The 23124-nt window shown below is 42.3% G+C and carries 14 protein-coding genes; 10 read left to right on the plus strand and 4 right to left on the minus strand.

All coding sequences use genetic code 11. The features are described from left to right. Positions 1 to 167 precede the first annotated feature (167 nt). The 4 genes from ACO1XM_RS00500 to ACO1XM_RS00515 form a co-directional block, all read right to left on the minus strand. Positions 168 to 2486: a TonB-dependent receptor gene (locus tag ACO1XM_RS00500; RefSeq protein ID WP_486225014.1), complete on the minus strand. Its 2319-nt coding sequence runs from the start codon at positions 2484 to 2486 to the stop codon at positions 168 to 170. Between the two features lie 128 nt (positions 2487 to 2614). After that, entirely contained in the window at positions 2615 to 3304 is a 690-nt protein-coding gene (locus ACO1XM_RS00505; RefSeq protein WP_486225017.1) for a nitroreductase family protein, read from the minus strand. A gap of 241 nt (positions 3305 to 3545) precedes the next feature. Next, a complete protein-coding gene (gene lolA1, locus ACO1XM_RS00510; RefSeq protein ID WP_486225019.1) occupies positions 3546 to 4187 on the minus strand; it encodes an outer membrane lipoprotein periplasmic chaperone LolA1 in 642 nt (213 codons plus the stop codon). Positions 4188 to 4220: 33 nt separating this feature from the next. Beyond that, complete coding sequence (locus tag ACO1XM_RS00515) at positions 4221 to 6695, minus strand: FtsK/SpoIIIE family DNA translocase (protein ID WP_486225021.1); 2475 nt, start codon at positions 6693 to 6695, stop codon at positions 4221 to 4223. A gap of 52 nt (positions 6696 to 6747) precedes the next feature. On the opposite strand from ACO1XM_RS00515, the gene ACO1XM_RS00520 reads away from it, so the two are divergent. The 10 genes from ACO1XM_RS00520 (at position 6748) to ACO1XM_RS00565 (ending at position 23087) form a co-directional block, all read left to right on the plus strand. After that, a complete protein-coding gene (locus ACO1XM_RS00520; protein ID WP_486225023.1) occupies positions 6748 to 7548 on the plus strand; it encodes a helix-turn-helix domain-containing protein in 801 nt (266 codons plus the stop codon). A gap of 88 nt (positions 7549 to 7636) precedes the next feature. Continuing rightward, complete coding sequence (locus ACO1XM_RS00525; RefSeq protein WP_486225025.1) at positions 7637 to 9673, plus strand: tetratricopeptide repeat-containing sensor histidine kinase; 2037 nt, start codon at positions 7637 to 7639, stop codon at positions 9671 to 9673. 48 nt (positions 9674 to 9721) lie between these two features. Then, complete coding sequence (locus ACO1XM_RS00530; RefSeq protein WP_486225027.1) at positions 9722 to 10354, plus strand: response regulator; 633 nt, start codon at positions 9722 to 9724, stop codon at positions 10352 to 10354. A 221-nt stretch (positions 10355 to 10575) separates the two neighbouring features. Beyond that, the gene (locus ACO1XM_RS00535) at positions 10576 to 11757 is read left to right on the plus strand and encodes a glycosyltransferase family 4 protein (RefSeq protein ID WP_486225029.1); all 1182 of its coding nucleotides are present in this window, start codon (positions 10576 to 10578) and stop codon (positions 11755 to 11757) included. After that, a complete protein-coding gene (locus tag ACO1XM_RS00540) occupies positions 11750 to 12811 on the plus strand; it encodes a hypothetical protein (RefSeq protein ID WP_486225031.1) in 1062 nt (353 codons plus the stop codon). Before ACO1XM_RS00535 ends, ACO1XM_RS00540 begins: the two co-directional genes overlap by 8 nt. A 7-nt stretch (positions 12812 to 12818) precedes the next feature. Beyond that, the gene (locus ACO1XM_RS00545) at positions 12819 to 13961 is read left to right on the plus strand and encodes a glycosyltransferase family 4 protein (protein WP_486225033.1); all 1143 of its coding nucleotides are present in this window, start codon (positions 12819 to 12821) and stop codon (positions 13959 to 13961) included. Next, on the plus strand, positions 13894 to 14463 hold the full coding sequence (locus ACO1XM_RS00550; RefSeq protein WP_486225035.1) for a hypothetical protein: 570 nt from the start codon (positions 13894 to 13896) through the stop codon (positions 14461 to 14463). Before ACO1XM_RS00545 ends, ACO1XM_RS00550 begins: the two co-directional genes overlap by 68 nt. Further along, the gene (locus ACO1XM_RS00555) at positions 14460 to 15296 is read left to right on the plus strand and encodes a hypothetical protein (RefSeq protein ID WP_486225037.1); all 837 of its coding nucleotides are present in this window, start codon (positions 14460 to 14462) and stop codon (positions 15294 to 15296) included. The genes ACO1XM_RS00550 and ACO1XM_RS00555 overlap by 4 nt, the downstream gene beginning before the upstream one ends. 159 nt (positions 15297 to 15455) lie before the next feature. Further along, positions 15456 to 16358 carry a PorP/SprF family type IX secretion system membrane protein gene (locus tag ACO1XM_RS00560; protein ID WP_486225039.1) on the plus strand — a complete coding sequence of 301 codons (903 nt, stop codon included), beginning with the start codon at positions 15456 to 15458 and terminating at the stop codon, positions 16356 to 16358. Between the two features lie 57 nt (positions 16359 to 16415). Next, positions 16416 to 23087 carry an Ig-like domain-containing protein gene (locus tag ACO1XM_RS00565; protein ID WP_486225041.1) on the plus strand — a complete coding sequence of 2224 codons (6672 nt, stop codon included), beginning with the start codon at positions 16416 to 16418 and terminating at the stop codon, positions 23085 to 23087. The last annotated feature ends 37 nt before the right edge of the window (positions 23088 to 23124 follow it).

Here is a 23124-nt window from a genome sequence, read left to right on the forward strand (position 1 = left end):
AACTAACAACGATCAACCATCAACAATTCCCAGATTGTTTCGCTCGCCCCACCGCATAAGCCACCACTCGCTCGCAATGACGCGCATGGTTGAAGTGTGCTTTAAGTGATGCGGGTTTTAGATTTTATTCGGCTTAGACAAATTGGTGCCAACAACGAACAACGATGTTATATTTTAAAACCAAGGCTCACCAGAAAAATTCTGCTCTGGGGTTTTACGGTGCGCTCTTGCAGGAGGGAGTCTGCGAAGGAGGTGCCGCCATAACGCAAGGTGTTAAATACATCTCTGGCAGAGAAACTGATTTTGGCCTTGCCATCTTTGATGGACTTAGATAAACTTAAGTCTACATTGTAGCGTGCTACATCTGTGCCCTGCGCTTCTATTTCTGGTGATTCGTAATTGCCTGTTATCTGAAACTTAACAGACGCGGGTAATAAGAAGTCAGCTACAGCTTTGGTGTTCCACGCAAGGTTGCTGTTGACAAATTCTGCACTTACGTTAGCACCATCTACCGTGCGTTGAAAGAGTGAGTAACCCACATTCAGGTTTAACCATGCGGTGAGGGGAGACACGGCAATCAATTCAAAGCCCAGGTCATAGCCATCATTTAAATTTTCGGGTCTGCCATAGGCGATGCCATCTTCAAGTCGCACAATGTAATCGATAATGCCTGTGGTGTAGCGGTAGAAAACAGTGGTGGTAAGATCTACACGTCCTAATGTAAGTTGCTGCCCTAATTCAAAGGACTGTATGTATTCTGGTCGCAGGTCAGGATTGCCGCTGCGGATGTTTAAAGAGTCTGCAATATCAGGGAAGGGATTTAAGCGGCCGCCTCCCGGTCTGTCTATGCGCTTGCAGTAGGTGAAACGCAACTCTTGCTTTTTGTTGAGTTTATATTGAAAGTTAGCACTCGGAAAAAAGTTGGCATATTGCTGTTGGTTGCGTTGATTGTTATTGAACAACCGGGTTTGAATAGTAGTCATTTCTACTCGACTACCCAAGGCGAAGCTGAAGCGTTCAAACTTTTGCCCATAACTGGCGTACGCGGCATACACTACTTCCTGGTATTTAAAACGGTTGCTCACAGCAGCGTCTTCCACCCAGTTTCCGCTGGCCTTGTCCAGGTTTTCAAAATTGAAATCATTATCGAACATGCGGATAACGGTTTTGTATCCGGTTTCCAGTTTATTGTCCATGTTGAAGGGGTGCACATAGTCAGCCTGAAAAACACTGATGTTGCGGATTTCGCGTGTAGCACTTCTTTGCTCTATGCCTTCTTCCAGCACATTGCCATTCATCCGATCGGTTTCCACCAGTTGTTTTTCTGTATTGTTTCTTGCGGAATTACTCGCTACTATTTTTAAGGATTGCTCTTCATTATCAAAACTGCGTTCGTAGATCAAGGCATTATCGTAAGAGAAACCATTCTCTGTTTCTCGATTATTTCTGAGTATGTCTTCTTCACCATTGTTGTCAACAATATTGCTGATTCTGTTTTCAGTGTCATCGTCTTTACCATTGCCAAAAACACCTTCGTAGGTAAATTGATTTTTACCCAGGAAATAGTCACCACCCAGTTTAATGTTTTGATTAAGCGAACTCCTTTCGAAAGTGGCCTCTTGCCTGAGTGTTTGTGGATTCTCTCCAAAGCTTTGTCGGTAAACGCTGGCGCTGCTCGGCCGGATGGGGCGTTGTATATCGTAACCTCCGTACATATTGTACTTGATCGTCTGGTGACTCATCTGTACGGCTCCGTTGTATCGGCCTGCTGTGCCCATGGTAAACTCTGCGTTGCCATGTGTGCCCAGGTCATCTCCTTTTTTTAATTCTATGTTAATGATACCGCCTTTGGCATCGGCATCATACTTGGCGCCCGGGTTGTTTACAATCTTAATGGACTTGATTGCACTGGCCGGAATCTGATCGAGATTGGCACTGATGGAAGAGTTACGACCGTTGATTAAAATGTTGGTTGAATTGCTGCCACGCAGTGATATGCCGCCTTCAGCATCTACATTGATAGAGGGTGTATTGCGCAGTACGTCCAGCGCACTACCACCCGTGTTGGATATATTCTGGTTGGGATTGATGGTCATTCCTTCTGCTGTAATTTCTACAGGCTTGCGAATGGCTTCGCCCTTCACTACAATTTCGTTAAGTACGGTAGTCGACTCAAGCAGGTTAATGGTGCCGAGATCAATATTCTGCTGCACCTTCATGTTACTCAGTTTCTTGGTTTGATAACCGATTACCTGTATTTCAAAAGTATAAGTGCCCGGTGCTAAATTTTGAATAGTAAAGTTTCCGTTTAAGTCGCTGCTCACGCCTCCATAAAGCCCCTTTTCTGTATACACGCCAATATTCGCAAAGGGTACAGGATGCTGCGTAGTTTGCTCCGTCAGTTTTCCTTTAACAGAAAAAACCTCCTGGGCTTGTGCTGAGAAGCCACATAAAAGTGCTAAAGAAAGTAGAAAGTAGTATTGCACAGCGTTTTGTTAATTGGTGTGCAAAGATAACAAGGCTAAACCCGATTTGTTTTAAAGGAATAGTGCAATGGTGCTATGTGCTTGTCAATAGCCATGACATGCCTTGAATGGTTTCTCTCAATGCATTTCTACTCGTAAAAAACAGCAAATTCCTCAAGCGACTTCCTTTCCAGTTTAGGTACATAGGTTTCGTCTGCAGCATAGCCTACAGGGATCAATAAAAAGGGTCTTTCGTTTTCAGGCCTGTTTAAAATTTTAGTCAGGAAATTCATAGGGCTGGGTGTATGTGTTAATGCCACTAACCCTGCGTTGTGAATAGCGGCCAGTAGAAATCCGCAGGCCAGTCCGACTGATTCGGTTACGTAATAGTTGCTACGTTTTTCATTTTCAGCGGTGAGGTCATACGCTTTTTTAAAAACGATGATTAAGTAGGGTGCAGTTTCTAAAAAGGGTTTATGCCAGTCGGTGGCGAGTGCTTTTAAATCATCTTTCCACTCTTCACTCATGCGCCCGTTATAGCTTTCAAATTCCTCATGCTCTGCTGCTGCTCTGATTTGTTTTTTTATCTCCGGATTACTCACTACACAAAAAGTCCACGGCTGTTTGTGTGCACCCGATGGGGCAGAAGAGGCGCTGAGCAAAATGTTGTGAATAACTGCTTTGGGCACGGGGCGTGAAGAGAAATCTCTGACGGTTCTTCGCTGGTTGATAAAATTATAAAAGTCCTTACTGCGTTGCATCATATGATCACCATTGTATTCATTTTGGTGGTAGCGCAAAAATGGATAACCATTGATTATTTTCTCATCAGGATTCATGGCCAGTAATTTTATGACAACGAATGTAAAGAAAGGCTGGGGAAAAGTTGTTGTGCGGGCGACAAAGGAGTATTTACTACGCTTGCCTATAAATGAGAAAAGCTGACCCTATGGATCAGCTTTTGGTAGTGATGCTAAATTTTCTTTTGCCTCAGATTTCACAAATCATCACAGATGAGACAACCTAATGATATTTAAGCCAGTGCTGCCTTGGTGCTTATGCTTAAGCACAGCTAATTATCTATCGCAAATCAATCACTTCAATACCTGGATATTTCTTTGGATCGAAAGTGAAGAAGGCATCGGTAATAGCACTGTTTGGTGTGAACTTGTTAATGGTGTACTTGTACTTGTTGCCACTCTTGTCGAACATAGTCCAGCTCTGGATATTTTTATCCTTCTTGCCGATCATCATTTTAATCTTAAAATACTGAGCGTCTTTCTTCTCTGGCACTAAGTCGATCTCCTCGCATACAACACCGTTTTCTGTTTTATCAGCCAGGTATAAATACTTGAATCCTTTTTTATAGGCTTCGTAAATTTTAGAAGGATTGATTTCGTCTGAGCCTGGATCGTAGTTGTCAATGTTCACTTCTTTGGCAGCCGGCAGGTAGGTCCACACGGTAACACCGTTGTTAATAATCTCCTGATCATCGAGTGCTAACCTGAATTTATCACCTTTCACTGTGATTTTGCCCTTAAATTCTTCCTTAATGCCCTCTGTTTCATTGGTCATGGTTGAGGTAATGTTGGCTTCGAAAGCAGGAATGGCCTTGTACTTCTTGCTCATGGCCTCCAGTGTTTCGAGGGCTTTGGCATCGTATTGAGAGAAGGCGAAAGTGACTGTAAAAAGGGCTAATGCTGTGAAAATCAGGTTTTTCATGTTATGGGCGCTGTTAATGAAAATGCAAAGATATTATTGTCCGTGTTTTTCGCGAAGAGATGACAATAATTGTTCCAAACTCATCTCATCTTTTATTAAAACCTCTCTGGCCTTGCTGCCCTCAAAAGAGCCAACAATACCAGCAGCCTCGAGTTGGTCAATCAGTCGGCCTGCACGGTTATAGCCTAATTTCAGCTTGCGCTGGATGAGGGAAGTACTGCCTTGCTGGTGCATCACAATCAACTTCGCGGCCTCTTCAAATAAGGCATCTCTTTCACTCAGGTCAACATCAGAGGCGCCTCCTTCATCATCGCCTTCGTATTCAGGCAACATGTAGGCAGAATCGTAACCGCGTTGTGAGCCAATAAAATCACAGACCTTGTCAATTTCAGGTGTATCTACAAACGGACATTGCAGACGGATAACATCATTACCGGTAGACAACAACATATCGCCTTGACCCACTAATTGATCGGCACCGCCAGCATCAAGAATAGTGCGTGAATCGACTTTGGAAGTAACACGGAAAGACAAACGTGCCGGGAAGTTGGCTTTGATCACACCAGTAATAACGTTTACCGAGGGGCGTTGCGTTGCCACCACCAAGTGTATACCAATGGCACGTGCCAACTGTGCCAGACGTGCAATGGGGGTTTCCACTTCCTTGCCTGCAGTCATCATCAAGTCGGCCAACTCATCAATAACCAACACAATGTAAGGCAGAAAACGGTGGCCTTCTTTTGGATTAAGTTTACGACCTACAAACTTGGCGTTATATTCTTTCAGGTTACGGGCACCTGCATCTTTCAGAATCTCGTAACGATTTTCCATTTCGATACACAGAGAGTTGAGCGTATGCACAACCTTGCGGGTATCGGTAATGATGGCTTCTTCCGTGTTGGGAAGCTTAGCCAGGTAATGGCGTTCTATTTTAGAGAAAATGGACATCTCCACTTTCTTTGGATCGACCAAAACAAATTTTAAGGTGCTTGGATGGCGCTTGTACAACAAGGAAGCGAGAATCACATTCAAGCCAACTGACTTACCCTGACCAGTTGCACCCGCCACCAATAAGTGCGGCATTTTAGCAAGGTCAACAATGTGTACTTCGTTGGAAATGGTTTTACCCAAGGCAATGGGTAACTCATAATCTGTTTTCTGGAAGCGCTCTATGCTCAGCACAGAACGTATGCTCACCATCTCGCGGTTTTTATTCGGCACTTCTATACCAATGGTACCCTTACCAGGAATAGGGGCGATGATACGAATACCCAGGGCTGATAAACTCAGGGCAATATCATCCTCCAGGTTTTTAATACGCGAGATCTTGATACCGGCATCGGGAACAATTTCATATAGCGTAACCGTTGGCCCGATGGTGGCTTTGATGCTTTGTATGCCAATTTTAAAGTTAACCAGCGTAGCAACAATGCGATCCTTGTTCTGGTTAAGTTCTTCCTGTGTTACCTGTACTTTGCCTACTTCATATTCTCGCAGCAACTCCAGCGGTGGAAATTTATAATGACTGAGTTCGAGGGTAGGATCGTAAGCACCCTGTTGTTCTACCAGTTGCTCGGCCAATTTATCGGTTTCAAGTTGTTCCTCTACTGTAAAGAGCGGGTCTTGCTTAGGTGTATTTTTTACAGGCTCGCTTTTTTCAATCTCCAGTTTTATTTCATGCGCTGGCATTACCGGAGGTGTAACTAAAACCGGATCAGGAATTTCTTCGGGTTTCAGGTCTTCAACCCAAACGTCTTTGTCATCTGTGTAAGTCGGAATAATCTTGTCGTCTGCCTGCTTATCGTCTTCATCTCCGTTCTCTTCTACAAAGGCAGCATTACCCATGGCTTTCTCCTTAGGCTGGAAAGCATTAATAACAGTAACATTAAAATAAAAGATGATAAAGATGAGCAGGGTTAAAATCAGCACCAGAAAAGTTCCCCATCCGAATATGCTTTCGCTCACCAAGGCCAGGTTGTAGCCTAAGCCACCACCCAGAAAACCCCATTCGGAAACGCCATCGCTTTGCAGCGTGATGTAACCGAACATAAGGCTAAGCCAGAGAATAGAGAAAATTGAAAAGATTGTAGCGTTAACAATGGAAGCGATGCTTCTTTTAAAAACCATGCGGAAACCTGCAATGAAAACAATCGGGGGTATAAAGAATGCGGCAATGCCAAACCAGCGAAAAATAAAAGCATGCGAAACAATGGCACCCCATAAACCTAACCAGTTATCGGTTTCCATGCCTGACTCCAGGATGGTATCGGAAGCCAGGGCATCAATAACACTTTGGTCGGCCTTGCCAGTAAACAAATACGACAAGAAACTGGTAAACAGAAAAAGTGCACTCACGATTAGTACAAATCCTGTAGCGAGTGTGAATCGTGGATCTTGCAAAAACGCGAAGAAAGGCTTTTTGTCTGTTGTACTTGCCTTTTTGCTCTTCTTTTCCTTCTCCTTTTCAGGTTTCTTGAAAGTATTGCTTTTGTAGGTGTTCTCTGCCATGTAGTTTAAAAAGTGGTTAAAATTAATGAATCTCTTGAATTATATTTAGTGTATGGTTTTTAACTTCCACGCCCCCACTAAAATACTTTTACCCCATATTCAGGGTTATTTAGAGGCAAACAGTATGCATAGTACGGAGGGCGGGGAGCATCGGCTTTTCCCCAACGGATTCTCAGGCATATTCTTCAACTTTGGTGTGCCCGGAAAACTGATACTGAAGCAAACCTATACCATCGCACCTGTCAGCATCTACGGGCAAATCGACCATCATTTTACAGCCATCCATTTTCCAGGATTCTATTCGCTGGGCGTACTCTTGAAACCCACTTCGCTTTCGAAACTATTGCGTGCCGACATGAGTGAGTTTACCAACAAGGCTTTTGATGGCAGGCTTATCCGGAAGGACTTACAAGAATTGCATATAAAACTGGAAGAATCAACTGGATTGACAGAGAAAATGGCTTTACTCAACGCGTATTTTGTTGAAGCCTTCGCTGATATTGAGGCCAGTAACACGCTAGCAGATGCTACACTGCTGAATATTCACCGTCATGCAACAGTTTCAATAAAGCAACTGGCACAAGACCTTCGTGTCAGCGAAAGATATTTAGAGATGCAGTTTAAAAAATATGTAGGCTTGTCACCCAAAACCTACTCTCTCATATTGCGCTTTAAACAAATCGAGCAACAGCTGAATGCTTGCACGAACCCTCGGTGGCGACAAATGGATTTTGTACAGGACTACTATGATCAGAACCACTTTATCAAAGATTTTAAACGCTTTACCGGGCATACTCCCTCAAATTATTTGTTGAGTAATGTTGAAATGGGACGTTCTTATCTTCATCATTAACATCAGCCGGTCAGTTCGGATTTTTACTATACCTTTCCGACAAGCCCCTGTACTTTTAAACGCTTATGGTTTTGACTAAAACAGAGTTGTGAAAAAGTTACTTATTACCGCAGTTTGGCTGCAATTACTTATACAGGCTTTTGCGCAAGCTCCGGCTGATGACAGTGCGCAGCAACGCCTACAACTGGATAGCGCCCTTGCCATAGTTGGGATGCATCGGGGAGATACAAGTGAAATAAATACCCTGATATGGCTGGCCATAAATAATGAAGGAAAAAATCCCCGTCAGGCATATCAGTATCTTCGTTCAGCCCTTCAATTATCAACAAGGTTAGAGTTAAATAATAGCATCGCTGTTTGTTACAATGAGTTGGGCACACTGTACCACAATCAGGGACAATATGATTCCTCTTCTTTATACTACCACCAAGCACTGGATGCGAGTATTAAAAACGAGAAGCAGCGTTCAATAGCTTACCAGGGTTTGTCAGCGAGTCTGCTTTGGTTAACCCAATATGATTCCGCCCGGTATTATTTAACGCAAGCCGAAGTCATTGCGAAAAAAAGTAAAGATTATCAGGATCTGTCGGGAATATATAACAGTCTGGGGAACATTTTTTTGCAGGAAGATAATTACGAGCAAGCCTTAAAGCAGTATATCCTGGCTGCTAAAATTCAAGACAGTCTTTTAAATGACCCTGTAGCGCAGTCAAGAGCCTTGGTTAACATAGGTAATGTGCAGTACCTCATCGGAGATTATGATAAGGCACTTGATTATGCGCGTGAAGCACAGGTAATTTCTGTTGAGCATAATATAGAAAAACACATTGCCTACATTGCTCAGCTTATGGGCAGGATTTACCGGAAGCAAAAAAAGTTAGAGGAAGCCCTGCAAAAATATAAACAAGCGCTGGAGATGTATTTACAATTGGGTTATATCCGCGAAGCTTCTGAAACTTATTCGAATATTGGCAATATTTATTTTGATAAAGGAGATTTTAAACAAGCACAGGATCAATATAAAAAGGCCATTCATATTGCTAAGAAAAGCGAAAATCATCACTTGCTGGGTGGCGTTTATGCTGCTATGGGGTTTGCGCATTTCCAACTTAAGCAATACGGGTCAGCTGTTGTTTACCTGGATTCAGCCCAGCATATTGCAAAAAAAATAAATGACCCTTATACCATACTGGATTCGTATGAAGTGTTATCAGATATTTACGCTGAACAGAAAAACTACAAAGAAGCGCTATTCTACCAGCGTGCTTTTACCACCTTGAAGGATAGCTTGAGTGAAGCCAGTAGCATCGAGGCGATTCATGAATTGGAAGTGAAATACCAAAATGAAAAGAAGGCTGGGGAAATTGAATTGTTGAAGGCTAGTCAAAACGTACAGGATCTTACCTTAAGCAGGCAACGACTCATCATCACCGCCATTATTATCTTATTGGTATCGCTGATTGTGATTGCTTTTTTATTAGTAAACCGCTACAGAGTTATGAGCCGGACACAGCGCCTGCTGGAGATTGAAAAAGTGCGAAATAACCTTGCCCGCGATTTACATGACGACATTGGTTCTACACTTTCGAGTATCAATATTTTAAGTCAGGTGGCACTCAGCGAAAAGAATGGGAATGTTCAAAACTACCTTCAGCGGATTGGCGACCAATCTGCCAGGATAATGGAAGACATGGGTGACCTGGTATGGTCGGTTAATCCACACAATGATTCTATTAAGCAAGTGCTTACCCACATGCGTGAGTTTACAGCAGAAATACTCGAAGCAAAAAATATTAACTACCAATTTACTGACCTTACCACACAGGGCATGAGGCTTACACCAGAGCAGCGTAAAAATATTTTCTTAATTTTTAAAGAAACCATTAACAATGCAGCGAAGTACAGTGAGGCAAAGCGGATAGACATTACGTTGCAGCAAACAGCAAACAACCTGATGATGCGTATTGTTGATAACGGCAAAGGTTTTGAGACAGATCGCATTAAATCCGGTAATGGCTTGCGGAATCAAAAAGAGCGCGCTGCTGAGATAAATGCACACTTTACGTTGAAAAGTATTGTCGGTGAAGGAACAAGTATGGAGCTTCAGGTGGGCATCACATCATGATGTGATGCTATTCTCTTAAAAGACTTTGATATTTACCTAGATTCTATAATGGCCTGTGCAATTCTACTTTACGAAGATAATCTGCAGCTGAGCGAAAGCATACAAAGCATGCTTCGCTTAAATGCGAGCATCGCTTTACTAGGCGCATTTCAAAGCCCGGTAGAAATAAGCACTCACCTGCAAACGCACAAACCTGATCTGTTAATTATGGATATTGACATGCCCTTTATGAATGGCATACAGGCGGTAACACAGGTGCGAAAAATAAATAAAGAAATTCCCATCCTTATGTTGACCGTCTTTGACGACAATCAGCATGTGTTTGATGCTATTTGTGCAGGCGCCTCTGGTTATATTTTAAAAAAACACATATCAACTAAATTGTTTTCGGCCATTGAGGAAGCCATGGAAGGTGGCGCTCCGATGTCTCCAAGCATTGCGCGTATGGTCATAGCCTCTATGCAACAGCAGGCAAAAATTAACAATCCTTATCAGCTTACCGCCCGTGAGCAGGAGGTACTAAGCTCCTTAAGTAAAGGCAACAGTTACAAATTAATTGCCGCTGAGTTTACCATTAGCATGGATACGGTGCGAAGTCACATAAAAAAGATTTATGAAAAGCTGCATGTGCATTCTCAAACAGAAGCAGTAAGCAAAGCCATACAAGAACGGCTTGTGTAGGTTTAAGGTGTTCAAGTATTAAAGTGTTAGCGTATTAAAGTGGTGAGCTAATAACTGACGCGCTTTTATGATGGCTAGGGCTAATGTGTAGTAGTGCATTTTAAAAAAAATGCAGGTCAGGGAGTTTGCCCTGATTAAGATTAAAGAAGTTTTTATGACTTTTATGACTATAGTCAAATAAGCTTCGTATTTTACTCTTAAATTCAAATTGTAGCAGTAGCGTGCAGTCAAATTTTCGTTCAGTATACATTGCTTTTGATCAGCACCCTTCCTTTAAAGGTGCTTCCACCCATATTACGCATATGTGTAAAGTACTGAGCGAATGCTATGGGCCAACGCTGCTGCTCACGGTGGAGGGGCCATTACCCAAAATAGACAATCGACAGATAAAACAACTTTGCTTTGTAAGTGAGGAACAGCATGTGTTGAAGCGTGCCTTACTTTTTTCAGCATGGGTTAAAAATATATTGAATGCCCAAGACACACTCCTTGTAGGACACTTCCGGGATGTATGGGGCGCTATGGCCGTATTGGCAAACCCGCACATACTCCCGATTTTTGAAGTGAACGGTTTACCCAGCATGGAATGGCCATACCGCTATCCGAATCTCACAAATGCTATGCATGAGAAATTAAAGCATTTAGAGGATCAGTGTCTGAAAGAATCGGTTCTTGTGCTGACACCTTCGCAGGTTATCAAAAAGCATTTAGTGAACAGGCGTGTTGCTCCGGAAAAAATAAAAGTGCTTAGTAATGGTGCTGATTTACCTGCGGGATCACCTCAACCTATTATTTCAGGTGATTATATTTTGTACTTCGGAGCGTTACAAGCCTGGCAGGGCCTTGATGTTTTGCTGAAGGCCATGCGTTACCTTGAAGATAAGGTAAATTTAAAACTGGTGATATGCGCTTCACACACAGAACACCATTGTAAGGCGTACAGAAAGTTTGCAGATAAAATTGGCGTGAGTGAACGAATTGATTGGAAGTATCAATTGGATAAAGATGCTTTGCAACAGGTAATTCAACATGCGTACATCAGTGTTGCACCACTTACCGAGTGCAGCCGCAACCTGGAGCAAGGTTGTTCGCCTTTAAAAATATTTGAAAGCATGGCTTGTGCAACACCGGTTATTGCTTCGGATCTTCCAGTGGTGAGAGAGATTATTCAACACAACGTAAATGGTGTGTTGGTTAGGCCAGGCAGACCAGCAGAACTTGCCAGGGCTATTCGCATGCTATCGGATTATCCGGAACAGCGTAAAACGCTGAGTGAAAGAGCGAAGCAAACAATAATGGATCAATTTACCTGGGAAAAAATTGAGTGTGATCTTACAAAATTGTATGATCAGGTTTATGATTTCTCTTTTGGCTATTCAAAAAATAATTATCGATATGGCTAGTGCAAGTAAATTTTATGACGCGCTCTCACCACAGGAAAAACGTTTTATCGAAGATAAAACCATGAGTACGACCTTGAGCGTGAAAAATTGGATTACCTTTTTGCAACGTGCCAGCGCCTATGATGCTCACCGCGACAAACATGCCGCAAGTTCAACCATTTGGATTACAGTGTTTGTTATACTGACCATTATTTCATCGATAGCCTACTATCAGTTGCAGGAGCCTTTACTGATTATTGCACCAACCTTGTGTGCCATTTTTGCAGCCTGGCTTATCATGAGAGAGAGCACTGTTAAAAAAAGGGATTTGAACAATTACCTGCGTTTATTTTTTATGCCTTTTCTTAATGTAATGAAAGACCTCGCGGGCGAGGAGGCTAAGCTTTCAGCCGCAGTTGACTTTCGTGATCCATTAAGAAACGTACAGCCTGCAACAAGCAAAGTCAGCGGTAGAGATATTAAAACTTATGAAGCAAAATACATTGCAGCCAAAATTTTACTTCGCGATGGTGCTTACCTGGAAACCGTGGTGGCAGATGATATCAAAAAAATCAGCTATAGAAACCCGAGAGGAAAGTATAAATCGAAAATGAAAACAGTACATCATTACTTTCAGCGTCTTACACTGCCTAAAAGCACATACAAACTCAAAGGATTAAAGTTGTTAAGTCATATGCAATTGGAAGAAACGGAAGATAGCTATGTTTTTAAATTAAAAGGCAAGGGTAAAACTTTGGACTATAAAATTCTTACCCTGCAGGAATATATGCAGGGCATCCGGAACATTTATAACCAGGTGCAAAATGTTAATGAACCACCAGCAGATTTAAACAAGCCGCTTAGTACCCCACTGCCAAATTCATCGACTGCGCCTTTCAATAAAGTGACTAATGCTGGTGTAGGTGGTTCAGATGCGGGCATGGATCCTGTGTTGCCTGCATACATGATGTCTAACGACTATTTTGACAGACATGATTTTAATTCCATGCGCGACAGAGATGATATGAACCGACTGGCAGAGGAAGATGTAAAGATGAATATATTCGATAGCTGAAAACATCATGCGAATTTGTTTCTTAACAGAGAATTATCCACCACAACGGGGCGGCATGTCGCAGTCCTGCGATCGGATAGTGGATGGACTTAGAAAGCGGGGCTATACGATTGATGTGCTGCATTTTGCAAGCAGGAACGGTGTTATTAAAACTACGCAACAACTTAATGGCGTCTACATTAGTATTCCTTTTGAAGACAGCGAGGCACATACGCTTAATCTTACCTGGAATTATCTGGAAAGACAAACCTACGACCTGCTGATTTGCTTTGGTGGATATTTGCCTGTGCTCGCAGCACCTGTATATGCCAAATGGATGAACGCACCCCTGCTTACCTTATTGAGAGGCAATGATTTTGATGCGGCTATTTTTACCCCACGTAAAAGAGATTTGTTAAAAGATGCCTTACTGGCATCTAAGCACGTTTGTGTAGTAAGCAGCGATAAACAATGGAAACTTGCTAAACTATTTCCCGATGTACCGATAAGCTTTGTGCCCAATGGCATTGCGCTGGCATCGTGGCAGGTAAGCCCCAGTGAAGAGAGCCTTGCCAGGCAGTGGCGAACTGATAATACCGCTGGTAAAATCTGCATTGGTGTTTTTGGTCAGTTGAAGGCTAAAAAAGGTTTAGACCTCTTTGTGCGGTCCATGATATCGCTGGAGCGTAATGAGGCTTTTCACTTACTGTTGGTTGGCGAAATCAGTGAAGAAATAGACAACATGCTGACAGGGGCGAACCTAAGTTTTTCTCATTATGCATTTATGGATCGTTACGAATTGATTAAATATTATTTGTGTTGTGATGCAGTAGCCATTCCTTCTTACTACGATGGTATGCCGAATGTATTGTTAGAAGCAGGTGCCTTGGGTATTCCAGTGCTGGCTTCTAACATTGATGGAATGAAGGATGTCATGCAGGGGATCACTGATGAACTGCTGTTTGATCCTGGTGACTTCAAGGCTTGCCACCATGTTTTATCCCTATTTTTGGAAGCTGACACAGCACAGCGATTGAAATGGGGGAATGATTTGAAAAAAAATATTGAAACCAAATTTACAAACAACCATGAAACAGATGCTTATGAAAAAATTATGGATGCTATGCCTGGGTTTAATGATCGTAAGCTCCGCTTGCAATCCAACCAGTGAACCAGCTAAATTTTCTGTACATGATGCAACACGAGAACAACTGGCAGCCATTAGCGTAGGTGACGAGTTTAGTATTGATACAAAAGCACTTTCGCTGACAGGCATTTTTAAAAAGGAAAAAAGAAAATACTACGATGGGAGCAATACCATGCAGTATGCAGTTAAATTTTCAGATGATGGCTTTAAGCTGAGGAATCATAACGAAGAACTGCTCTGGAAAGTGAAACTGTATGACGATAAAATTAAGCTGGCCAATAATGAAGAAATGAATAATGCTTATGAAATAAAATTGAGAGAAGAGGGTAAAATTAAATTGGAAAGGAATGATGCTTTAGTGACCGAATTGAGAATGAATAATGAAGCTGAATGGTTTCAGGTAAATGAAACTTACACTACCCGTGGAACAGGCCTGTCCCTGGCTCCGGCTATTTTATTAATTGAGGAATTGAAGGATATGGAAAAATTTATTCTGATGGCTGAAATAAAAGCAAAAGGAAAGTGAATCTTTTTTATGTGATGGGTGGGGGTATGGGGCATTTGTTTCGCATCACTGTGTTCATTAAACAATTTGCCATTGAAGATTATGCTATTCTATCTTCTAATCCTTTAGCTTTTACGCTTTTTCCCGAATCCAAAATAATTTTTCTTCCACCTGAAAATTATACAAATGCATGGAAATCTTTCACGGATGAAAAGTTGCCTGAACTTGCTATAGAAAAATTATTTATTGATAGTTTTCCAAACGGCCTGACTGGTGAGTTTTCCTGTTGGCCAACCGTAAACTATCCGGTTTATTACCTGGCAAGAAGATTGAAATGGAACAACTATCAGTCCAATGTTGAGTATAATAATTTTTATTTCGAAGCTGTTTATCTATTGGAGGAGTTGGAAGATGATCATCAGATTTTTGTTAAGGCTAAATCAAAAAAGATACAACAGTTAACATTACACTATCCCCAATCCGAAAAGATTGATTTGGCAGCTTTTAAAATATCAACAGATAAAGCATTATGGCTGATCGTACACGCCTTTGATGCAGATGAAGTTGAAATGTTATTGCAATATGCTGAAGCAGTTGCGCAACAGGAAAAATCTAATCCTTATCTTGTTGTCATCAGCGATCAGGAAATTAAGGTAAACAACGGAGTATGTATACGCTATTTTCCTGCTGTAGACTGGTTTCCGCTGGCAGCGCGTATTTTCTGTGGAGCCGGTTTCAATACAGTTCAACAAATAAAACCCTTTCTGGGTAAAACTACACTAATTCCTTTTCCGCGTAAATACGATGATCAGGTATGGAGAGCCGGGATGCTGCGCAGGTCATTATACGGATAGGATTGAATATTGTGAAGATTTACATGGCGAGTCCAACTAATGTAGGGCGCAAAGCTTAAATTGAGTTAATTCTTTAAAACCATTTCTGATAGGTTTCGTTCTTAAACATCGCATAATCATGTGATGCCCCACGCTCTCAAATCTTACGATCTTTGGTATATGAAGAAATTGCTCCCCTGCTGCTTGTTGTTGTTAAGTTATTGTCTGCACGCACAACAAGATCCTCTTTATTCACAATACATGTTAAACCCCTTATTGATTAATCCCGCATATGCAGGCTTAAACAATAATTTAAATGCCATGCTGGGTTACAGAACACAATGGGTAGGGCTTGAGGGTAAACCAACGACATTAAACGCAAGTGCTCACACATCATTGATGGATAATAAGCTGGGCGTAGGTATGTTATTAATCCAGGACAGAATCGGAAATATATCCAACACAGAAACTAATTTTTCTGTTTCCTACAAACTGGAATTTAAAGAACAGGTATTGAGCTTTGGTATGCAAGCCGGTTTTCAAAGTTATAGAACCGATTTTTCAGAATTGAATATTTTTGATCCCGGTGATAATGCTTTTATAGGAGGTGAACAGGGCAGTCGTGTAAATATTGGAGCAGGTGCCATTTTAAAAAGTGAGAAATATTTTATCGGTATATCAGTACCACGCCTGATGCCATCAACCTTTGAGAACGGTGGTCAGGAGTTTGAATTGTATAATCAGCATTATTATTTGGCAGGGTCTTATGTTCATTATTTGAGCAGTAATATCCGGCTGAAGCCATCGATACTTTTCCGTGGTGTTAAGGGCGCACCCGCTTCAATTGACCTGGCCTTTAATGTTAACCTGAATGCTATCCATACAGCAGGTCTGTTTACCAGAAATTTTAATACCTACGGGCTTTTAGTGCAAACGCTTTTAAAAGAGCAATATCGTTTTGGTTATGTTTTTGAGTTGCCTACAAATAAATCGGTAGGAGGTAATGTAACTACACACGAGATCAGCTTGGGTATTCTACTTTCTGTGCTTCCCTTTCATGAACGTTCCTTGAGTAACTTCTAATTATATAAATGACATGTTTGTCATGAATTGTTTACACCCCCTAAACCATTCTCCTTTATGCGTTTATCAAATATTATTTTTCTATTTGCTTTAATTTTTGCTAACAATTTAATTTTTGCGCAGGCACCAACAACAGGAGCTACCAACTTCTCTATTACAAATAATGATGGTAATCGTTTGCGTGTAAACTGGACAAGAGGTAATGGGGCACAGGTGTTAGTCGTGGGTAGCCTTAGCGCTACTTTTAACGGTACAGGTTTACCGGTGGATGGCGTTGCTTATAATGAAAATGCTGATCTGGGTGCTGGTGATCCTGTAGGTGCTGGTAATTTTGTTGTATATGAGGGTACAGGAAGTAGTGTTACTGTAACAGCTTTGACAAGCAGTACCACTTATTACTTTAGAATTTTTGAATTTAATGGAACAGGTACTGGCACACTTTATAATACATCCAGTGTGTTATCGGGTAGCGGTAGTACAGTGTCTCCCCCCACCGTTGGTTCAACTGCTCTAGTAGCTACTCCAACAGGTAACTCAGCTTCCCTCACCTGGACGCGTGGTAACGGTTCTCGCTCCTTGATAATTTTACAAATAGGCTCCATTCCTGATAACCCAGTAGATTACACACTCTATTCCGGCAGCACAAGTTTTGGATCAGGATCAGCCATAGGAAGCGGTCGGGTGGTGTACAATAATTCTAGTAATACCGTAAACGTTACTAACCTTCAGCCCAACACTACTTATTTCTATAAGGTAGTTGAGAATAATGGTTCAAGCTACCCGATATATGATTTGACTACAACACTTACAGGGTCGTTCACTACAGGAGGTGCACCCACCGCACCTGCTACTGCTTTTTCTGTTACTAATCTTGATGGCAATCGCTTTCGCATCAACTGGACGCGTGGTAATGGTAGTCAGATATTGGTGGTGGCCAGCCAGAGTCCGACATTTAACGGTAGCGGACTGCCAGCTAATGGTGTTGACTACACCGAGAATGTACAATTTGGATTGGGCAACCCTGTGGGCACAAATAACTATGTAGTATATGAAGGCACTGGCACAAGTGTTACGGTTACCGGGCTGGTACACAGCACCACTTATTATTTTCGTTTGTTTGAGTTTAATGGTACTATTACCAATACGGTTTATAATGTCGCTGATTTTCTTTCGGGAAGCGGCACAACTTTTACACCACCAACGGTAGGCTCAACCAATTTAATAGCCACATCTACAGGTAACTCAGCTTCTCTTACATGGACAAGAGGTAACGGTACTCGCTCGCTAGTGATTTTGCAAACAGGCGCAACACCTGACAATCCAATAGACTATACTAACTATTCGGCCAGCACCAGCTTTGGCTCAGGTTCGGCTATTGGCACAGGTCGTGTTGTACACTTCAATTCGACCAATGTTGTGAATGTTACTAACCTTGCTCCTAACACCACTTATTTTTATAAAGTAGTTGAAGCAAATGGCCCATCAGGACCTGTGTATGATTTATCCAATATGCTTACAGGCTCATTCACTACACAAGGAGCACCCACAGTAGGAAGTACAAGTTTTACACCCTCGGGTATACAAGGTGCCAGTGCTGGTTTTTCATTTAATGCAGGAAATGGATCAAGACGTCTCGTAGTTATGAGGCAAGATGTTCCCGTTGTGTGGACACCAACGGATGGCGTAGATTATAATGTGAGTACAACATTTGGTTCAGGTGATAATCTTGGTGGCAATACATTTGCCGTAGCTGATTTCACAAGTTCGTCTGTAAACATATTGAACTTAACGCCAGCCACTACTTACCACATTGCTGTGTTTGAATATAACGGTACTGCCACCAACACGGTTTACCTAACCACACCAGCACAAGTACTAACAGGTTCAGTTTCCACGTTATCACCTCCCAGCACATCTTCTGGTAATCCAATATTCACAGCCATTAATGGTCATAGAGCGACAGTTACATTTACCGCAGGAAATGGAACTCGCAGAATAGTGTTGGCAAAAGCAGGTTCAGCCGTTACGGATGTGCCAGTAAACCTGGTGGATTATTCGTCCTCTTCAAGCTATCCTTCAGCTCCTATATTGGGTACTTCCAGAATAGTTTACGATGGTAATGGTACAACCTTTAACATTAATACACTTCAGCCGAACACTACTTATCATTTTGCCATTTTTGAATATAACGGAACTACAAGTCCGGTGTACAAGCAAGCAGACCCGGGGATCAGTTCCTTCACTACAGAAGGAAAACCAACGGCACTGCCTTCCACCTTAACATACACAGGTATTCAGGGAAATTTTATGACACTTAATTACGCAACAGGGAATGGCTTTGGCAGGATGGTTATCGCCAAGCAAGGTTCTCCCGTTGATGTATTCCCAACTGATTTTACATCGTATCCTGAAAGTTCCATTTTTGGAACTGCTTCTGCACACTTGGGAGGTGGCAACTACGTAATACAAAATAATGGTGATTTAGGCGTGAATACTGGCACCAATATATCCGGGTTAGCGATCGGGCAGACCTATTACTTTGCCATCATCGAGTACAACGGTACGGGTACAGAACGTATTTATGTAACGCCCGCTGAAGCCCTTACTGGAAATCAGATTACACTCACTGAGCCCACCACACAAGCAAGTAACATTTCCTTTTCCAATATCACTGCTACGGGTGTTACGATCAATTGGCAAAATGGAAATGGAAACAGACGAATGGTGTTAATCAGAGAAGGACAAGCAGTTACTAGTTTTCCTGTTAATCTATCCACCTATTCTGCCAGTTCCTCTTATCCATCAAGTCCTTCGTTGGGCACTTCACAAATTGTTTATAACAACACAGGTTCTTCTGTTACCATCACGGGTATGTCACCCGCTTTATACCATATTGCCATCGTTGAATATAATGGAACCAGTGGTCCGGTGTACCGTACTTCAGATCCGCTTATCTCAACAGTAACTGTAGGAGATCGTCCAGATATACCAGCGACTAATATTACTTTCTCAAGTATTTCAGGTAATTCTGTAGGCATACTTTTTAACCGGGGAAATGGGCTTTCGCGCATGATTGTGGCTAAACAGGGAAGCCCTGTAGATGCCTGGCCACTTGATAACACTGGGTATTCGGCCGGTAGTTTTGGAACCGGTTCTAATCTTGGAGGCAATAACTTTGTGGTAGCACAAACTACTAGTTCAACATCATCTTTTAATATAACAGGATTACAGCCAAACACTACTTATCATTTTGCAGTGGTTGAGTTTAACGGATCTGGTAGTAGTGCCCTTTATCAGCTTCCTGCTATTGTAGCAACAAGTAGTCAATCTACACTATCAGGTCCAACACTTGCTACTTCAAGCTTTTTTGGAACCGGAATTACTGGTAATAGAATGAATGTATCGTGGACCAATGGAAATGGTGTTGGGCGTTTAGTTGTTATTAAGGCAGGGTCGGCAGTAGATGCTGTTCCGACCAATCTAGTAGAGTATGCTTCTAGTTCGAGTTTTATTTCGGGATCGGATTTAGGTGGCGGTAACTATGTAGTATTCGATGGTCCTGGCGATAATCTTACCATTACCAACTTGCAACCGGGCACCACATATCATATTGCTTCATTTGAGTTTAATGGTCTTACGGGTGGTAAAGTGTACCTCACTACTTCAGTAGGTCGCGCATCTTTTACAACTGCACCCCGCCCTTCAGAAGCTCCTGAAAATCTGAATGTACAAGATGTAAATGGTGACAGGTTTACCCTTAGCTTTCTCGTTGGCAACGGAACAAGGCGGCTTATTGTTCTGCGAAAGGGCGGATTAGTAAATGCTGTACCTGCTGATTTAACCACCTATACTCCCGGAGCTTTTGGTGTTGGTACACAAATAGGAACAGGTAATTTTGTTACTGCACTAATTTCAAATGGGGGATTCATTACAGTAAGTGGTTTAGAACCGAACGCAACGTATGGGGTGGCTGTATTTGAGCTGGATGGTGCTGCGGGTAATGAACGTTACCTCGTCACCTCCTATATAAACCAGTTGGTAAAGACATCTGCAACACCTACGATCCCTACCTTTTCACTATTGTACAACGCCTTAGGCAGCACATCCATTAATTTGAGTTGGACGGCAGGAAGCGGACAAGGACGCATGATCGTATTGAGACCTTTCCAGCCTGTAGCTTTCTCGCCAGTTAATTTGACAACGCATGGAACTGCTTCAACAAACTATACTGCTGCCACAGTCTTGCCACCCGACCACAGACATATTCAACGTGGAGCCAACACTGCCGTAAATATTACTAACCTTGCACCTGGCACTACGTATCATGTTGCCATTTTTGAATATAATGGTGGTCTTCAACCTGTATACACTTCAGAACCGTTGCGTGGATTTTTCACAACGCTTCCCGCAAGTGGTTTAGCTATTGGTGGCTTTGATGCAATTACTTTCTGTCCCTCACAACAGGTTGATGTGCCTTATGTTTTTACTGGTGTGTTAAGTGCGGGCAATGTTATGTCAGTCGAGCTCTCAGACATTACAGGTAGTTTTGCTTCTCCGCTTATACTAGGAACGCAAAGCACAACCAATAGCACAGGTTTTATTACATCAACTTTGCCTGCAAGTTTAACAGAAGGTGTGGGTTATCGCCTGCGTGTACGTGCGAGTAACCCCAATGAATTGAGTGCTAATAATGGTGCGGATTTACAAATAGTTACTTCTGTTCAACCCACTTTTACTGTGGTTGGCGGACAAGTGACGAGTTGTGGAACACCCATTACATTGAGCACATCACAACCAGGCTACAACTTACAATGGTTTAGAGATTCACAAGCTATAGCAGGTGCCACTACTTCAACCTATCAGGCACAAACAACAGGTAATTATCAGGTCAGAATTACTGGTGCATCGGGGGGATGCGCATTATTCTCAACAGGAACAACATTAACGATTACAGAAGAACCAGTCTTTGACTTTCAGTTTCCCACACTGTATTGCGAAGGAGAAATAACTAACCTGCAAACCCAAACCACGCCTGTTGGCGGAACTTTTACTGGAGCAGGTGTTACCAGTGGTTCTTTCAATTCTGCTACGGCTGGTGTAGGTCAGCATTTGCTTCAATATACCTATGTGGATGCGGTATCATCTTGTTCATATAGTGAAACGCAACAAGTACAAGTGGTTGGTGTTCCTGTATCACCCACTGTAAATGGAGTAACAGCGTGCGAAGGAAGTGTGGCCATACTAACAGCTTCAGGTGCTGCGGATGGTGAGTACAGATGGTATGATATGGCGAGTGGAGGAACAGCTATCGCAGGCGCGTTTAACAGCACCTTATCCATACCGGCATTAACAAACAATGCAACTTACTATGCTGTGATTAGTGATGGTGTTTGCGAAAGTAGTAGAGTCCCAGTAACGGCTACTGTAGTGGATGTGCCTGATGCTCCCACCACAACGGGCGCTTCAGTATGCGATAGTGGTTCACTAGTATTAACAGCGTCAGGGGCAAGTAACGGACAGTATAGATGGTATACAACCCCAACAGGTGGAAGTGCACAAACAGGCGAAAACAATGAAAGTTTTACAACACCAACGCTAAACAGTTCAGTAGTCTATTATGTATCGGTAAACAATGGTACTTGCGAAAGTAACAGAATAGCGGTATTGGCTGCTGTAGTCAATACACCCGCTGCGCCTACTACAACAGATGCATCGGCTTGCGGAACTTCATCATTAGTATTGACAGCTTCGGGAGGTGTGGATGGAAATTATAACTGGTATGAAAACGAAACGGGCGGAACAGCATTGGCTGGACAAACAGGTGCAACCTTTACAACACCCACACTCACCTCCAATGCAATCTATTATGTATCACTTCGCAACGGCAATTGTGAAAGTACACGGGCACCGGTTTCTGCTACCATCAATCCTGTGCCTTTGCAACCAGTCGTTCAACTATCAGGCAGCAGCGAAATTTGCAATGGTGAGAACATAACATTAACCGCTCCCTTGGCTATTGCTTACGTATGGTCGACTGGAGAAACTACACAAAGCATTGATGTAAGCACAGCAGGGTCGTTTACAGTAAGCATTACAGATGCTAATACATGTACTAGTCTACCTTCGCAGCCAGTAGTGACTACGTTGATAAACTGCAATAATCAACCACCTTTAATTGACACTACTCCTTTGTCAACGCAAGTGGGCAGTGTACTGACATTTAACTTACTGGCTTTGCTTACCGATCCGGATGATAACCTGGATCTGACTACCCTCCAGATTATATCACAGCCAGCCAGTGGCGCTTTAGCGACTATTGAAAATGGTAGTCTTCAAATAGATTATGTAAATGTCAGTTTTACGGGAACAGACATACTCGTTATTCAGGTGTGTGATTTGTTGGGTAGCTGCACGCAACAGACACTGGAAATTGAGGTAGTAGGAGATGTCGCGATTTACAATGCTGTTTCACCAAACGGAGATGATCTTAACGATGTATTTATCATTCAATATATCAACAGCATTCCGGAGACCATGAATAATAAAGTCACCATTTATAACCGTTGGGGAGATGAAGTCTTTAGTGTTTCTGATTATGATAACGATCAGAAAGTCTTTAAAGGTTTAAGTAATTCGGGGAAAGAGCTGCCAACAGGGACTTATTTTTATAAAATAGAGTTCAATTCCGGACGTTCGCCCAAAAACGGTTACCTATACCTGAAACGTTAATGTAATTCTTCTTTCTCTTGTCCCTTCTACTTTTTAG

The organism is Chryseotalea sp., assembly GCF_057350905.1.

Coding starts and splice junctions, on each gene's coding strand:
- ACO1XM_RS00545 (WP_486225033.1), top strand. CDS start 12,819: ATGCGAATTTGTTTCTTAACAGAGAATTATCCACCACAACGGGGCGGC.
- ACO1XM_RS00550 (WP_486225035.1), top strand. CDS start 13,894: ATGAAAAAATTATGGATGCTATGCCTGGGTTTAATGATCGTAAGCTCC.
- ACO1XM_RS00520 (WP_486225023.1), top strand. CDS start 6,748: ATGGTTTTTAACTTCCACGCCCCCACTAAAATACTTTTACCCCATATT.
- ACO1XM_RS00530 (WP_486225027.1), top strand. CDS start 9,722: ATGGCCTGTGCAATTCTACTTTACGAAGATAATCTGCAGCTGAGCGAA.
- ACO1XM_RS00515 (WP_486225021.1), bottom strand. CDS start 6,695: ATGGCAGAGAACACCTACAAAAGCAATACTTTCAAGAAACCTGAAAAG.
- ACO1XM_RS00560 (WP_486225039.1), top strand. CDS start 15,456: ATGAAGAAATTGCTCCCCTGCTGCTTGTTGTTGTTAAGTTATTGTCTG.
- ACO1XM_RS00565 (WP_486225041.1), top strand. CDS start 16,416: ATGCGTTTATCAAATATTATTTTTCTATTTGCTTTAATTTTTGCTAAC.
- ACO1XM_RS00505 (WP_486225017.1), bottom strand. CDS start 3,304: ATGAATCCTGATGAGAAAATAATCAATGGTTATCCATTTTTGCGCTAC.
- lolA1 (WP_486225019.1), bottom strand. CDS start 4,187: ATGAAAAACCTGATTTTCACAGCATTAGCCCTTTTTACAGTCACTTTC.
- ACO1XM_RS00540 (WP_486225031.1), top strand. CDS start 11,750: ATGGCTAGTGCAAGTAAATTTTATGACGCGCTCTCACCACAGGAAAAA.